Here is a 16,311-nt window from a genome sequence, read left to right on the forward strand (position 1 = left end):
TGGCACTCAGAGATGATGTCGGAACAATATGTATTTCTGGGCTTCCAGCAACCCCAGATCTCTGTAAATACATGTAACATGTTCCTTTTTTCCCGTCATCGAGTTCTTTGTATTTTATTTTGCCTCACGTAGTTATTATTAATTTATCTCTATTCGTTATTATTTGAATATTTGATATTGCCGATAATCATATAACGTTTTTCCGAAAGAGTCAACAGTATTTTTAAAGTTTTTTGATACTTTTGATAAGTCATTTAATTTGAATGCGTTTACATTGTTTACGCATAGATAAACAGAAAAATTATTACGAAAACATTACAAAATTAGTTTAAGTTCATAAAGCAGAATGAATGGTTATTCATCTTTTCTCAAAATAAGAAAATGACAGTTGTTATTCTTTCATAACTTTTCAGGATAGTTAGTTAACCTACAACAGATTCACTAAGTTAATAAAGTATTTAAACACAAATAAAACCCTGGAATCTAATATAGAAACCAGGGTTTTGTTTACGTTATTCACCAAGAAAATCTGTCACTGCTCCTTTTGAAGAACAGGACACATTGTGTGCATATTTACCTAATATACCTTTTTTATACAATGGAGGTGCAGACCATTCTTTTCTGCGGCTTTCCAATTCCTCTTCGGTAACCTCAAAGGAAATTTCTTTTTTATTTGAATCGATTGTGACCATGTCACCTTCTTTCAAAAACGCGATGGGGCCTCCAGATTGGGCTTCTGGGGCAATATGACCAACAACCAATCCGTGGGTACCACCTGAGAATCTGCCATCTGTTAACAGGGCAACCTTTTCACCAAGTCCTTTTCCAACAAGTATTGCTGAAATGGAGAGCATTTCCGGCATCCCTGGTCCACCTTTAGGACCTACATACCGAATGACAAGAACATCCCCTTCGTTAATCTGGTTGTCCATCACTGCCGTTGTCGCCTCTTTTTCTGTATCAAAAACACGTGCAGGCCCTGTATGATGACTTACTTTAACACCGGAGACCTTTGCAACTCCTCCACTTGGTGCTAAGTTCCCTTTTAATACAATTAGTGGACCATCTGCACGTTTCGGCTTATCAAAAGGCATAATAACATCTTGTCCCTCTTTTAAAGATGGTGCCTCTGCTAAGTTTTCAGCTACCGTTTTCCCTGTAACCGTAATACAGTCCCCATGTAAATAGCCCGCTTCATGGAGAAGTTTCATGACAGCCTGAACACCGCCTACACGGTGAAGGTCCTGCATGACATATTTCCCGCTTGGCTTAAGATCAGCCAAGTGTGGTGTTTTTTCTTGAATTCTATTAAAATCATCGATCGTTAAATCTACTTCAATCGCATGAGCGATAGATAATAAATGTAAAATAGCATTTGTAGACCCACCTAATGCCATAACTACGGTTATTGCATTCTCAAAGGCTTCTTTTGTCATAATATCTTTCGGATAAATTCCTTTTTCGAGTAAATGATAGACCGCTTCGCCAGCTTTGGCACAATCTTGAGCTTTTTCTGTGGTTTCTGCTGGGTTAGACGAACTTCCAGGCAAACTCATCCCCATGGCTTCCATCGCAGATGCCATTGTATTTGCTGTGTACATCCCCCCACATGCACCTGCACCTGGACATGCATGACACTCGATGGAACGTAACTCTTCATCATCGATATCGCCATTATTGTGCTTTCCCACACCTTCAAAAACAGAAACAATATCAATGTCTTTGCCACGATGTTTCCCTGGGGCGATTGTTCCGCCATACACAAATACAGAAGGCACTCCGGCATTAGCAATTGCAATTGCACAGCCAGGAATATTTTTATCACAAGCACCAATTGCTACTAATCCATCCAAATTTTCTGCACCAACTACGGTTTCAATAGAGTCAGCAATCACATCACGACTTGGCAGGGAATAACGCATACCTTGTGTCCCCATAGAGATACCGTCAGAAACGGTGATGGTATTAAAAATTAAAGGAACACCTCCAGCTTCTCTTGCGCCTTCTTTTGCTTGTATAGCTAAATCATCAATATGTATATTACATGGCGTTACCTCACTCCATGTACTTGCAACTCCGATCATCGGCTTTTTAAAATCCTCATCAGTAACGCCTACAGCGCGCAACATCGCTCTATTAGGTGCTTTCATGGAACCTTCACTGAACACCTTACTTTTTATACGTAAATCTTTTTCCATCATATAGCCTCCCTTTCTTTCGAATAATTATATGACTAATTTTCTAATACTTCAATGTATTTATTCTAGTGGAAAATAATAAATTTATTCCAATTTTATATAAACCCTTGCCACTAAAAGAATTTCAGTACCTATTTTGATTAATTGCAATAACTTTTTTAGAGAAACAAGTAACATGCCCCTCTACAAGAGACATGCCGGATATTACTAAGTTAAAAACGTCACGTATTTATCCATTCTTTTACAACACAAAATAAATTAACTATCAGCTAATATTTTTTGTACGATTATTAGGATTAATTGTATTTTCTTCACTTTGCTTGCTCCACCATGTAGCTAAAATCGGTCCTGAAATATTATGCCACACACTGAAAAGAGCACTTGGTACTGCAGCGATTGGCGCGAAATGCGCTAAAGCCAACGCGGATCCAAGTCCGGAATTTTGCATACCAACTTCAATAGACATAGCCTTTTTGTCTGCTAAATTAAAGCGGAAGGCTTTTGCCAACAAATATCCTAAAAATAGACCTAAAAGATTATGCAGAACGACGACCGTGAAGATCAATAATCCTGTTGTAACGATGGAATCCTTATTTACGGCTACTACTGCAGAAGCTACAGCTACGATACCGATAACGGAAACCAATGGAAGAACACCAATTGTTTTGTCTACTTGCTTACTGAATAATAAACGAATAATAATACCTAGTACGATTGGAATGAGCACTATCTTAACAATAGACATAAACATATTACCTGCTGACACTGGAAGCCATTGACTTGCAAAAAGTAAAGTTAATGCAGGGGTCAATAACGGAGCAAGCAATGTTGATACAGCAGTTACAGAAACAGATAATGCCGTGTTTCCCTTTGCCAGAAAAGTCATTACGTTTGATGCTGTTCCACCTGGACAGCAACCAACGAGGATTACTCCGACTGCTATCTCCGGAGGCAATTGAAATAAGTTCGCCAGTCCATAGGCTAGTAATGGCATAATGGTATATTGCGCGGCTACTGCTACGAGTACTGCTTTAGGAGCCTGAATAACTCCTTTAAAATCTTGGAGAGAAAGGGTTAACCCCATTCCAAACATAATTACCCCTAGTAACAAGGCAATATGGGGGGCAATCCATGTAAAACCCGTTGGAAATATAAATGCCAGGACCCCAAACAGGATTACCCAGATTGCAAATGTATTCCCTGCTAAACTACTAACTTTCTCTAATAGTTTCAAAACTTTTCCTCCTCATAAAATCAGACTGTTTTTAATAATTGATGATTCTATCACATGGTTTCAAAAAAAGGAAGAAGAAGATAATGAAAAGTCTAATTATTTTAATTAATTTCACGTTTCGTTATTAGGCGTATGGAGCAATAGGATATATCATTGTGCTAGCTTTGACATGTATATCAAAAAACCCGCCAGGAACTTCCTGACAGGTTTTCAGAGCATAGATCTTTAATCCTTTTTTATATACTTCACTTCTCCGCCAATAATCGTCATTTCTACTTCTGTTTCCAGCAATTCATCGGGGTTTTCCATTTCAAATGGATCTTTTGAAAATACCACCATATCTGCAAGTTTTCCTCTCGAAATCGTTCCTTTAATCGTTTCCTCGTTCGTTGGATATGCTCCCATCTCGGTAAATAACCGGAATGCCTCTACCATCGTCAATTTTTCCTGCTCATACCATCCGTTATGTTTCTCACCTGGTGCTCGCCGTTTTACAGCCGCATGTATTCCCAAAAGAGGATTCAGCGGCTCTACTGGCGAGTCAGACCCACCTGCACAAATGATGCCAGATTGAATTAGCGTTTTCCAAGCATAGGCTAATTTCATCCTTTTTTCTCCAAGTCTTTCTTCTACCCAAGGGAAATCTCCTACTAGAAACCGCGGTTGTATATCCGCAATTCTAGTAGGAACTGCTAATCGACTGATTAACTCTTCTCGTACTACTTGAACATGAATAAGTCGGTCACGATAGGCTGCAGCCGGAAATTGATCAAGGACATCAAGGACATTTTCCAATGCTTGGTCACCTATGACGTGAACAGCAATCGGCATGGATAGTTCCCTGGCCTTTCGCACAATTTCATAGAGTGTCGGTTGTTCAAAAATAGCATTTCCAAATTCATCTGGTGCATCCGTATATGCCTCAGATAATAGTGCGGTTCTTCTTCCAAATGCTCCATCTGCAAAGATTTTTATGGCGCCAATTTTTAATGTATCGTTCCCATAACCTGCATACATTCCCTGTCTTCTAATATCATCTATAAATTCATGATTGATTAATAGATTACATCGTAAACCAATATGTTCTTTATTTAAAAGTTCATCATAAATTTGATAAGTTTGTTGCAATCCTCCCAAATAGAAGGGATCATTTGTATGTACACTCGTTATCCCTAAGCTGATTGCGTACTCCATGGCTTTTCTCATTGCATCTTTCAATTGATCATAGGACTTTTCTGGAATATGCTTCTTGATTAACTCGGATGCTGTTTCTAATAGAAGGCCGGTCGGTTCATAGGATACTGGGTCTAAAACAATTTCTCCTCCCTCGGGCACTTGAATTCCTTGTTGATATTGGCAAATTTCCAGAGCCTTACTGTTAACTAAAGCAGCATGCAAACAAACCCGTGATAGAAATACAGGGTGTTGGGGTGCCACCGAATCTAATTCTTGAATAGAGGGAAAACTCCCATCTTCAAACAGATTTTCGTCCCAGCCACTTCCCAGTAGCCACTCTCCTGGTTGAAGGGAATTCACTTTATGTTTGATTTTCTCCAGCATGTCGGATTTGGATGTAACACCAGTTAAATCAAGTTCCAGGAAGCTATTAGCAATCAGGGACAGATGAAGGTGGCTGTCAATAAGACCAGGGGTTACTGTTTTGCCTTTTAAATCAACTACATCTATGGAATCTCCCCAGCGGGTATGCAATTCAGTTGTAGCACCTATATCCATAAAGTAATCATCCTCAATAAGGACAGATTCTGCTACAGGCCTTGTTGGATCAAATGTATATATCCTCCCATTAATAAACAATCTTTTCATGTGAAACCTCCTTTTTACGATGAACAAATATAGTGAATTACTATTAAAGTAAATGCTACTTTTCTATAAAAAGTTTAGTGTAAATGTTGAATCGATGTGACAGTAATTTTTTAAAAGTGGTATGAAAGAGGTTCTCGGGCATTTTCAGGGGTTCAATGGCTGTCATCACTCTTATGATAGACATTCAACCGCGTTTTCCTGAGCCCAATGTCTGTCATACCGCTTATGATAGACATTCAATCACGTTTTCCCTGCATCAATGTCCGTCATACCGCTTATGATAGACATTCAACCGCGTTTTCCGCCTACCAATGTCCGTCATACCTGAATAGGGCGTCCTCGCAATCCCAGCTTGGACGCGTTCGTCACATATAATATAATACAGCTCAATTCTATTTTTAAATAAAAACACTCCCATATAAGTGGGAGTGCAGGAGTCTGGATGGAGGAAAGGTTACATGTTATTTTATGATTAATAGTAGATACATATGAGGCATCCACACGTCTTTCCTCGATCAGCAGTGCTCCATACACTTCCCATGTATGACAGTATACTTCTTTTTCAAAAACATACCAGCGATAAAAAGGTGACACTTCTTATGCTTCGGCAAATAATCCTTTTATCAACAATCCTAGATGTCATTCTCCTGCTGATTACTCTTATTATCTGCACCTCTACCTCATCGATTACTATTTTTAATTAATTTAGTTGTTGCCACTATACTAAACATAGGGAGTGGTTGCAAGCTAAAACTTAGTCACATTGCTTGATAGTAATTCAATAAACCTGTCGCCAACTTCATCTGTTGTCGCCTTCCCCCCTAAATCAGGGGTAAGATTATCCGTTTCCAAAATAATGGAGCTGATTGTTGCAAGAATTCTTTCTCCCCATTCTTTTTCTTCAAAAAAATCCATCATTTGACTAACCGACCATATTGCTGCAAGCGGGTTAGCAATTCCCTGACCGGCAATATCAGGCGCAGACCCGTGGACTGGCTCAAACATGGAAGGGAAATTTCTTTCCGGATTAATATTAGCCCCTGTCGCTAATCCCAATCCACCCGTAATAGCAGCTCCGATATCTGTTAATATATCTCCGAATAGGTTGCTTGTCACGACAACTTCAAATCTCCCCGGGTCTGATACAAAGTAAAGGCTGGCAGCATCAACTAAATAAGAGAATGTAGTTACATCCGGATATTCTTTACCTACTTCTTCAAATACTTCATCCCAGAATACCATAGAATAATTCAGTGCATTCGCTTTACTAATACTTGTTAGTGTACGTCGTGACTTTCTCGCTTCTTCATATGCATAACGAATAATTCTCTCTGTTCCTTTTCGGGAGAAAACACCTGTTTGTAAAACTACTTCTTCTGGCCTTCCTCTATATAGCCATTCTCCTGCTCCAGCATATTCTCCCTCACTATTTTCCCTAATTACAAGCATATCAATATCCTCTTCACTTCTCTTTTTTAATGGTGTGAAGCTTGGGTGCAGCAAGGTAACCGGTCTAAGATTTACGTACTGATCAAAGGATTTACGAATCTTTAAAAGCAGATCCCATAAAGATATATGGTCAGGCACTCCAGGATAGCCAACCGCTCCCAAATATATAGCATCAAATTTTTTTAGTAAGTCAATACCATTTGCATCCATCATGATGCCATTATCAAGATAATATTCACACCCCCATGGGAATGTTTCAAACGTGAAGGAAAGCTTTTGATCCATTTTCTCTATTGCCTGCAAAACTTTTACTCCCTGCTCAACTACTTCTGGTCCAATACCATCCCCTGGGATTAGCGCTATGTTTATTTTTTTCATAATCTCCTCCTGAATTTATTTTTGTAAATTACGCACCCAATTTCTCTTCTGCCTGATTCAATTTCTTTTCTTCTCGGTTTCCAAGATAGCGTAGGAGGAAAAACTGTGCGACAACTCCAACAAGTAACAATACGATACTGCTCCCAATAATGGTATAAGACAAGTATAATATGCCCGCAATTCCTGCTGGGACTAGTGCATAGGGAATCTGTGTGTTTACATGTGCAATATGGTCTGAACCAGCAAAAATGGAAGCCATTACTGTTGTATCAGATATCGGTGAGACATGATCTCCAAAAATAGCACCTGCAAATATGGCACCAACTACAATTGGAATCAAGTCAACGTCTCCCAATGTATAGGCAAGCGGAACGGCCAATGGTGTCAGAATAGACATCGTCCCCCAGGAGGTCCCTGTGGCAAAAGATATAAACATACCAATAACAAATACAAGAAACGGCAATAAAGCAGCAGACATCCAGCCTTGCGTTGCAGTCACTACAAACTCAGCTGTGCCAAGTTCGGATGTAACCGTACCAATAGACCAAGCCAGGACAATAATAACAAGAGCAGGTAGCATTGTTCGTATGCCACCTAATAGCGTATCTTCACATTTCTTCAGGCCCATCCCTTGGATTAGAGCGAGAATAATTCCAACAAATGTCATGGCAAAGGCGCCCCAAGTCAAGGCTACTGAAACGTCTGTGTCTGCAAGGGCATCCATCATGGATTTCCCTTCAGCTCCTCCACCTGAATACCATAGACCCCATACACTTACACTTATAAGGGTTACAAGAGGTAAAACAAAGTTCCACACACTACCATCTTTTTTATGTGGCTCACCCAAGTCCTGTTCCACAGATGATAATGGGGTGGAGCCGTCCGGTATTAGTTTTCCTGTTTTCTCTGCTCTCCTCTCTGCTTTTGCCATTGGACCAAAGTCTTTACCCATGATAATCATTGGAACAGCGAGCAAGCAAAGAATAGCATAAAAATTCCATGGAATAGATTGTAAGAAAGCAAAATAAGGTTCGACGCCTACGATGCTTGCACTAGCTACCGCTGCAGCAATTAAAGAAACCTGAAAACCAATCCAATCTGAAACTGGCCCAATTGTTGCCATAGGTGCAGCTGTTGAATCAAGAATATAGGAAAGCTTTTCACGGGAAACCTTATGTTTTGCGGTTATATCCTTTGAGGCATTACCGACAATAACCGAATTGACGTAATCATTAAAAAAACAATAATTCCTAAGATGTATGGTAAAAACAATACTCTTTTTTTCGTTGTTAGTTTTTTCTCCAAAAGCCGAATAAGACCCTCAGATCCACCTGTTTTAAACATAAAAGCAGCACCTGTCCCAAGTAATGCTGTCATGACGAGAAAGCGTGCATTCCATGGATCGACCATTACATCTTTCATCCAAGTAAATGTAACACCAACTGCTTCAAACGGATTGCCACCAGCGAAAATCAAGCCTCCTACCCAAATACTAATGAATAAAGAAAATAATACACGTTTAGTCAAAATCGCCAAGACTACTGCTACAATAGGCGGGATTACAGATAAAAAATCCATTCTCTTTCCCCCATTCTTTTCCGTATTAGTTTTCCGTATATTTCCTTGGAATTCGTTCAGTCAAACTGGCAAGCACTTCATCAATATTGCTATCTGCCCACTTAGCAATTTCTCTTGCTCCAATTTTCTCCCTCCCTTGCTCACCAAGCAAGACAACCTGGTCCCCTTCTTCCACACCATAAATGTTCGTCACATTAATAAGTGTCTGATCAAGTGAAATCGTCCCTATGATCTTGGCTCTTTTTCCCCGTACCAGCATTTCACCTTTATTAGATAATGCTCTTTTATAACCATCTCCGTGGCCAATTGGCACAACGCCTATTTTTTCTACAGAACTACTAACATAACTTCCACTATAGCCAACCGGAGTACCAGGAGGAATTTCCCGCAATTGTAACAGACGAGATTTCAAAGTCATTACAGGCTTTAATGAAAGTTTTTTCTCTTGTCGTATGGCAGGTGTATAACCAAACAAGGCGACACCTGGCCTTACCATATCCAAATGCATATCCTTTCTTTCCAATGTGATAGTGGAACCCCCAGCATGCTGAAAAGGGAAATGATATCCACTTTGTTCGAGCTGTATTACTGTCTTCTGAAAAAGAGAGAATTCTTTTTCAGTTTGCTTCCAATCACCTTCATCTGCACTGGAAAAATGTGTATATATCCCTTCCCATTTCAGACCTGGAAGATGGTATGTTGTTTCACAAAAGGAAATAATCTGATTGGGTTCAACACCAAATCGATGTAACCCGGTATCTACCTTTAAGTGGACAGTTGCGATTTTGGCTTGATTTATCGCTTCATCACTTAATCGTTTTGCTATTGCTATGGAGGATATAGAGATGGTTAAATCATAAGCTACGGAGACTGCAGCTTGCTCTGGTATAATAGAACTAAGAATATGGATCGGAACCAAGAGGCCATGCTCCCGAAGCAAAACCCCTTCTTCCACAGTAGTTACCCCAAGACGTTCAGCACCAGAAGCAACAGCTGCTACTCCCATAGGTACAACACCATGGCCATATGCATTTGTTTTGATGACAGCAAGCATACTGGCTTGAGGAGCATGTTTCTTTAGTTTACAAATATTCTCGCGAAAAGCTGACATACTTATCTCAGCAATTGTGGGATGATGGTAAACCAATGTTTGCTGCAACAATAACGCCTCCTCCTTGCTACTTATAGATTTTTAAGAACTGCTTTTTACTTGTTTTTAATAAAGTTTGCGGAATTCATGGAGAATTTTCTTGGTTATATGACCGGGATTACCTGATGCTATCGTATGTTGATCTACTTTTAAAATGGGGACAATATCTAATTTTGTAGCTGTAATAAATACTTCTTCAGCTTGAAGCATTTCCTTGATGTTAAATGGCTTTTCATTTATGGGGATATTAAGCTTATTACACAATTGAAGGACCTTTTGTCTTGTGATTCCATTTAAAATAAAGTTATCGGCTGGATGTGTATAGACTTCTCCGTCTCTTACGATAAACACATTCGAAGCACTCGCTTCTGTAACTGTTTCTCCTCGATGAAGGATTGCTTCAATGGCGTTTTGCTCCACAGCTTTTTGTTTTGCCAGCACATTTGGGAGTAAATTTAATGTCTTTATATCACATCGCAACCAACGAATATCTTCTGTTAATGTAGCTGTAGCTCCCTCGTCTTCCACATTACTCATTCGCTGCTCCGCTCTCGTATAAGCCACCATTACCGGGGATACTTCAGCGGATGGAAATTCATGCCATCTGGCAGCAGTTCCACGAGAGATTTGCAAATAAATAATGCCTTCCATAAGCCCATTGACACGAACAAGCTCTTCCAATTTTTCCTTTATCTTTTCTATTTGTGTAGGAAGCTGCAGATGAACCTCCTCCGCACTTCGCTTCAGTCTTAACAAATGCTCTTCTAGGAGAAAAGGCTTTCCATCATAGACTCCAATCACTTCATAAATGCCATCACCAAATTGATAGCCCCTATCTTCTATATCAATGCGACGCTCACGTGCTATGATTTGGTCGTTAAATAAAATTTTGCTCATTTTCAAACCTCCAAACTTTATTACTTTCCAAGTTTTTCAGAACAAGAATGATGGGCCTGCAAGATATCGAATAATACCTCTGAACCTACACTGTTACCACTAATAATAATGACATTATGTGAACCCAATTTGACCTTTTTGTTTATGATTGCACCAATACCACAGGCTGCAGCTCCTTCAATAGCCATGCGATGGTGTATAAGCATAAAATGCATCCCGGTCGCTATATCTTCTTCCTCCAGCAGAATAATGTCATCAACATATTTTTGGACTAAGGAAAATGTGAATTGATTATTTAAGCCGATACCACCAAGGAGACTGTCAGCATACGTATCCTGCTCTTCGACCAGAAGTGGTTTGCCTGCTTTAATACTCTCATACATTGCTGCACTCCTTTTTGGTGACAGCCCAATAACATTCATTGTTGGGTCAATCGTTTTCATGGTAACTCCAACTCCAGAGTGCAATCCACCACCAGACAGACCACCAATAATTGTATCCACTTCTGGTAGTTCCTCGATAACTTCTAAACCAATTGTCCCTTGTCCTGCAATCACTTCTGAATCATCAAATGGGTGCAAAACAGTCAATCCTTTTGATTTACTTAGTTGTTCACACCTCTCTGCCGCATCATCCTGTGATTGTCCATATACTTCCAGTTTGGCACCAGACCGTTGAAGTGCAGATACCTTGGTTTGCGGTACGCGCCCGGAAATACAGACAGTTACTGGGATATCTAGCTGCTTCGCTATCATAGCAACACTCACTCCAAAATTCCCGGTCGAAAAGGTAGTGACACCTCGCTTCCTCTCTTCCTCTGTTAACGACAAAATCTTATTCGTAGCACCCCTTATTTTAAAAGAACCGGAAGCATGCAGATTTTCCAGTTTAAGATAGATAGCACGATTCGAAACTTCTGACAGTCTCTCTGAAAAAATTAAGGGAGACTGCTGCACATAAGGGGCTATTCGCCTTTTGGCCTTCCATATATCACGGAGTGTTACAGAATTTTCATCCACCAGTGCACACCTCCTGACAATTCGATCCTGCTAACTGAGAGGTTTTTACCTTATTTGCAAATTGTCTAACTCAAAAAATCTCTCACGGTTTCTGATAAGATTGCCGTACCCACAGGTAAGACATTTTCATCAATATCAAAAGATGGCGTATGCAAATCGCGATTTTGATTGTCGCCAACCGCACATCCGAGGAAAAACATAGCCCCGGGAATGTGTTTAGTCATGTGAGCAAAATCCTCCCCACCTAATCCAAAAGGTTCATATTTAATCGTAAAATCCGGATAAAGTTTATTAATAGCTGACCTCACCAACCTATTAATCTTCGGATCGTTCTTTAGAGCAGGATCCTCGCCTGAAATAGTTACTTCCGCACTTCCTCCTAATGTCTCCACCATAGCAAAAGCTTTTTGCACTTCTTCATGTAACTGCTTTCTCACTTTTGGTTGATAACTCCGAATCGTCCCTTTGACATTTACTTGTGATGGAATGACATTACTGGCACTCCCACTGTGAATAGAACCAATACTGATGACCGCTGCATCTAAGGGAGATACCCTTCGACTTGGTATGCCATACAGTACCTGTAATACTGGAGTAAGCATCCAAAATGGATCTGTTCCTAGGTGGGGGTAAGCTCCGTGTCCCCCAGTACCTCTAACAATCGCTTCGAACACATCCACATTAGCCATACTATATCCGTCATGCACTTTAACTTCGCCAAGTGATTCTTCGGGGCTCATATGCAGAGCAATCACTGCGTCCACTCCAGCAAGTGCCCCTCCATTTATCATATAAGGGGCTCCTGTTAATCCTTTTTTATCAGCCTTTTCTTCTGCAGGCTGAAATAGAAATTTAACCGTTCCTTGGCATTCCCCCTTGGAAAAATGTTCACCAAGTAAATGAGCTGCCCCCAAACAAATAGCCGTGTGAGCATCATGCCCACAAGCATGCATTACTCCTTCATGTTTGGATTTATAATCCGTGTTGTTCTCTTCCCTGATAGGCAATGCATCCATATCCGCACGAATAGCAATTGCTGGTCCTTTACCTGAGGTCAATGTGCCAACAATTGCTGTAGGGTAACCGATGCCTTCCTCTACAACTAAACCAGGCACCTTTCTTAACAAGTCAGCTACATAACGAGAAGTTTTCCATTCCTGAAAACTAAGTTCAGGATACATATGAAGCTGCCTACGCCATTCAACCAGACTTTGTTTTAGATTATGCGCTTCCTTAACCAGTTTTTGACTTTCTATGCTCAATAACCTCCCCCTCTATGTATTAAAGAAGAGAGCAAACAAACCATGCTCCCTTCTTCTCAAATTCATACCATACAAGCTATCGCCGTGATCTCTACTTTTACACACAGTAGCTGGCTGCCAACCGTTATTCGGGCTGGCTTTACTGCAATAGTTTCAAAGAATAATTCATATACTTTATTAAATTCTTTTACATTTTTTTCAGTTAGCTCAGATAAATGACAGGTCATATGAACAATATTTTCTAGACCGGCCCCTTTTTCCATTAAAATATTTTTTATATTCGTAAGTGCAGCCTCGGTCTGCTCTGCAACTGTGTTACCTTTCAGGCTACCATTCGGCAGATAGCCATCCTGACCGGAAACAAAAATGAAATCACCAAGCTTTACCCCTTGTGAGTATGGACCTGTTGGACGAGGGGCATGTTCCGAATAGATCTGTTCTTTCATCACACACTCTCTCCTTCCCCCTTATTCCATGCCAATGGAGACGTACTGAGATTCAACAAAGGCATCCATACCTTCATGGCCGCCTTCCCTACCAATTCCACTTTCTTTCATGCCCCCAAAAGGAACTTGAGCAGCTGACGGGGCTCCGTCATTCCAGCCAACAATACCAAAATTTAATTTTTCAATAAGTTTCGTTCCTCGCGCCATGCTTTCTGTGAAAATATAGGCAGCCAACCCATATGGAGTGCTATTTGCCAACTTGACTGCTTCTTCATCTGAATAAATTTTTTGTATAGGGGCGACAGGGCCAAATGTTTCTTCTTGCATTACCACCATCGAAGCGTCTACATCCTTTATAACGGTAGGTTTATAGAATACTCCATTATTTGAATCAAGCGATTCGCCTCCTGTTACCACCGTGGCACCTTTAGCAACTGCATCTTTCACGTGATGGGAAACCTTCTCAAGACCTGACTGATTTATTAAAGGACCTACCGCAACTGATTCGTCCATCCCATCCCCTACCTTTAGTTGCCTTACTTGTTCAGCAAAACTTTCAATAAATGCTTCATATATTCCGGCATGCACGTATATTCGATTTGCACAAATACAGGTTTGCCCCGCATTTCTGAATTTGGATGCCATCAAACCTTTGACCGCTTTATCTATATCCGCATCATCAAGTACGACCATTGGTGCATGACCGCCAAGTTCCAGTGATAAGCGTTTTACTTGATCAGCACTTTGTCTAATTAGAATTTTACCAACCTCAGTAGAGCCAGTGAAGGTTATTTTTCGAACACGTTCATCTTCCATTAACGTTTTCGTTATTTTTGAAGAAGAACCTGTCACCAGATTAACGACACCCTTCGGAAAACCTGCTTCTTCACATAGCTCCATTAGTTTTACTGCAGTTAGAGGGCTTTCACCAGAAGGCTTCATAATAACCGTACAGCCTGCTGCCAGAGCTGGACCCATCTTCCTTGTCAGCATGGCTGCCGGAAAATTCCAAGGTGTTATTGCTGCGACAACACCAACTGGTTTCTTCCATACCTGTAAACGCTTAGCTTCTACGTGAGAAGGAATGGTTTCCCCATATACGCGCTTGCCCTCCTCTGCAAACCATTCAATAAATGTAGCTGCATAAACCACTTCACCTCTTGACTCATTAATGGGCTTCCCCATTTCCAAGGTCATCGTTTGGGCTAATTCCTCCTGATTTTCCAACATAAGGTGATGTAGCTTTTTAAGATAACCAGCTCGTTCATAAGCTGTAGTCTGTGACCATGTTTCAAAAGCTCGATGCGCCGCATCAATTGCCATCTGTGTTTCTTTTTCTCCACCAATTGGAAAGCTTCCAACGGTTTCTCCATTTGCAGGATTTATAACATTTTTTGAGTCGAGTTCTTCTCCGATCCATTCTCCATCGATATGCATACATGCCTTTATTTTGTCTACTCCTGCCATTGGCATAATCCCTCCTATATTTCTAATATTAATTTTGTACGGCTTCGTTGACAGTTGCTTTAATAGCCGCTTCTAATATATCCAGACCTTCCTCCAACTGTTCATCCGTAATGACGAGTGGCATTAACAGACGTACAACATTATCGTAGAACCCTGCTTTCAATGCAATCAATCCTCGATTTTGTGCTTCCTTTAGTACCTTACCGGTAATATTTCCGTCTGGTTTCTTACTTTCTCGATCCTCTACGAACTCCAAGGCACACATCGCACCGAGTCCACGGTAGTCGCCAATAACTTCATGGTTTTTATATAACTGTTCAAATTTTTTCATTACTTTATTTCCTATTTCGACTGCACGCTCGTTTAAATTCTCCTTTTCCATGACGTCCAATACAGCGATCCCTGCTTTGCAGCCGAGCGGGCTGCCACAATAAGTCCCTCCCAGTTCTCCGGATTTGGCATGATCCATTATATTCTTTCTTCCAACCACCCCACTAATCGGCAGTCCTGCAGCCATCGATTTCGATATAGTAATCAAATCTGGTTCCACTCCGTAATGCTCCATAGCAAAATATTTTCCAGTCCGCCCGAATCCTGTCTGAATTTCATCTGCGATAAATAGTATCCCATGCTGCTTGCATAATTCATAAACCCCCTTTACAAATGCCTGATCAGGAATAATAAATCCGCTTTCGCCCTGTATTGGTTCCATGATAAAGGCAGCAACCTGGCTTGCATCTACTTCACTAATAAAGAAATCTTTCAATTGGTCAAGCAGATACGTTGTATACGCTTCTAAACTCATTGACTCGGGGCGCCGATATGCATAAGGAAAAGGAGCATGGTAGATTTCCGGCGCAAATGGCCCATATTCATATTTATATGGCTTTACCTTCCCGGTTAATGACATCGCCAATAATGTTCTTCCATGAAATCCACCTGAAAATGATACAACGGCCTGACGATTCGTAAATTTCCGGGCAATTTTTATTGCGTTTTCTACAGCTTCTGCTCCACTATTCAGGAACATTACTTTCTTATCAAAATCACCTGGGGCCAGTCTGGCTATTTTCTCAGCAAATTCAATATAAGGGTCATACATCATCACATTAAATCCGGTGTGAATATAACTATCCACTTGTTCATGCAATGCAGTGACCACCGTGTCATGACAATGTCCTGCATTAATTGTTCCAATTGCCCCTGCAAAATCGATAAAGCTATTTCCGTCTACATCCTCCAGCATGGCTCCTTTTGCTGTTTTAACAAATGACGGTATTCCATAACTTACACCATCAGGTACGATATCCAATCTTCGTTGAAGTAGCTCTTTCGCCTTTGGACCAGGTAATTCTGTTATCACATTCGCAAATCTTCTTGCCATATGATCAGCCTCCTTCAAATTTCAT

The 16,311-nt window shown here is 40.5% G+C and carries 13 protein-coding genes and 1 riboswitch; all 13 genes read right to left on the reverse strand.

Features of this window, described 5'->3' with window-relative positions; all coding sequences use genetic code 11:
- Positions 1-512 precede the first annotated feature (512 nt).
- The 13 genes from ilvD to gabT all read right to left on the reverse strand — a co-directional run bounded on the left by ilvD (position 513) and on the right by gabT (position 16,286).
- The gene (gene ilvD / locus X953_RS14000) at positions 513-2,198 is read right to left on the reverse strand and encodes a dihydroxy-acid dehydratase (protein ID WP_040956150.1); all 1,686 of its coding nucleotides are present in this window, start codon (positions 2,196-2,198) and stop codon (positions 513-515) included.
- A 265-nt stretch (positions 2,199-2,463) separates the two neighbouring features.
- Positions 2,464-3,432 (reverse strand): bile acid:sodium symporter family protein, encoded by a 969-nt coding sequence (locus X953_RS14005; protein WP_040956151.1) that lies wholly within the window; start codon positions 3,430-3,432, stop codon positions 2,464-2,466.
- A 225-nt stretch (positions 3,433-3,657) separates the two neighbouring features.
- A complete protein-coding gene (locus X953_RS14010; protein ID WP_040956152.1) occupies positions 3,658-5,256 on the reverse strand; it encodes an amidohydrolase in 1,599 nt (532 codons plus the stop codon).
- Between the two features lie 511 nt (positions 5,257-5,767).
- A riboswitch (Lysine riboswitch) is annotated at positions 5,768-5,942 on the reverse strand.
- Between the two features lie 61 nt (positions 5,943-6,003).
- Positions 6,004-7,083 (reverse strand): tartrate dehydrogenase, encoded by a 1,080-nt coding sequence (locus tag X953_RS14015; protein WP_040956153.1) that lies wholly within the window; start codon positions 7,081-7,083, stop codon positions 6,004-6,006.
- Between the two features lie 28 nt (positions 7,084-7,111).
- The gene (locus tag X953_RS14020; RefSeq protein WP_232217692.1) at positions 7,112-8,206 is read right to left on the reverse strand and encodes a Na+/H+ antiporter NhaC family protein; all 1,095 of its coding nucleotides are present in this window, start codon (positions 8,204-8,206) and stop codon (positions 7,112-7,114) included.
- A gap of 62 nt (positions 8,207-8,268) precedes the next feature.
- Positions 8,269-8,661, reverse strand: a complete 393-nt coding sequence (locus tag X953_RS20260; protein ID WP_232217694.1) for a hypothetical protein — start codon at positions 8,659-8,661, stop codon at positions 8,269-8,271.
- 25 nt (positions 8,662-8,686) lie between these two features.
- Positions 8,687-9,820: an alanine racemase gene (gene alr, locus X953_RS14025; protein ID WP_040957125.1), complete on the reverse strand. Its 1,134-nt coding sequence runs from the start codon at positions 9,818-9,820 to the stop codon at positions 8,687-8,689.
- 57 nt (positions 9,821-9,877) lie between these two features.
- Positions 9,878-10,708: a D-amino-acid transaminase gene (dat, locus tag X953_RS14030; RefSeq protein WP_040956154.1), complete on the reverse strand. Its 831-nt coding sequence runs from the start codon at positions 10,706-10,708 to the stop codon at positions 9,878-9,880.
- Positions 10,709-10,728: 20 nt separating this feature from the next.
- Complete coding sequence (locus tag X953_RS14035) at positions 10,729-11,727, reverse strand: pyridoxal-phosphate dependent enzyme (RefSeq protein ID WP_040956155.1); 999 nt, start codon at positions 11,725-11,727, stop codon at positions 10,729-10,731.
- A gap of 65 nt (positions 11,728-11,792) precedes the next feature.
- Positions 11,793-12,989 carry a M20 family metallopeptidase gene (locus tag X953_RS14040; protein ID WP_084715698.1) on the reverse strand — a complete coding sequence of 399 codons (1,197 nt, stop codon included), beginning with the start codon at positions 12,987-12,989 and terminating at the stop codon, positions 11,793-11,795.
- A 62-nt stretch (positions 12,990-13,051) separates the two neighbouring features.
- Entirely contained in the window at positions 13,052-13,435 is a 384-nt protein-coding gene (locus tag X953_RS14045; protein WP_040956156.1) for a Rid family hydrolase, read from the reverse strand.
- Positions 13,436-13,456: 21 nt separating this feature from the next.
- A complete protein-coding gene (locus X953_RS14050) occupies positions 13,457-14,902 on the reverse strand; it encodes an NAD-dependent succinate-semialdehyde dehydrogenase (protein ID WP_084715699.1) in 1,446 nt (481 codons plus the stop codon).
- 28 nt (positions 14,903-14,930) lie between these two features.
- Positions 14,931-16,286: a 4-aminobutyrate--2-oxoglutarate transaminase gene (gene gabT / locus X953_RS14055; RefSeq protein WP_040956157.1), complete on the reverse strand. Its 1,356-nt coding sequence runs from the start codon at positions 16,284-16,286 to the stop codon at positions 14,931-14,933.
- Positions 16,287-16,311 lie beyond the last annotated feature (25 nt).

It is taken from the genome of Virgibacillus sp. SK37, assembly GCF_000725285.1.
Lineage (GTDB): Bacteria > Bacillota > Bacilli > Bacillales > Amphibacillaceae > Virgibacillus_Q.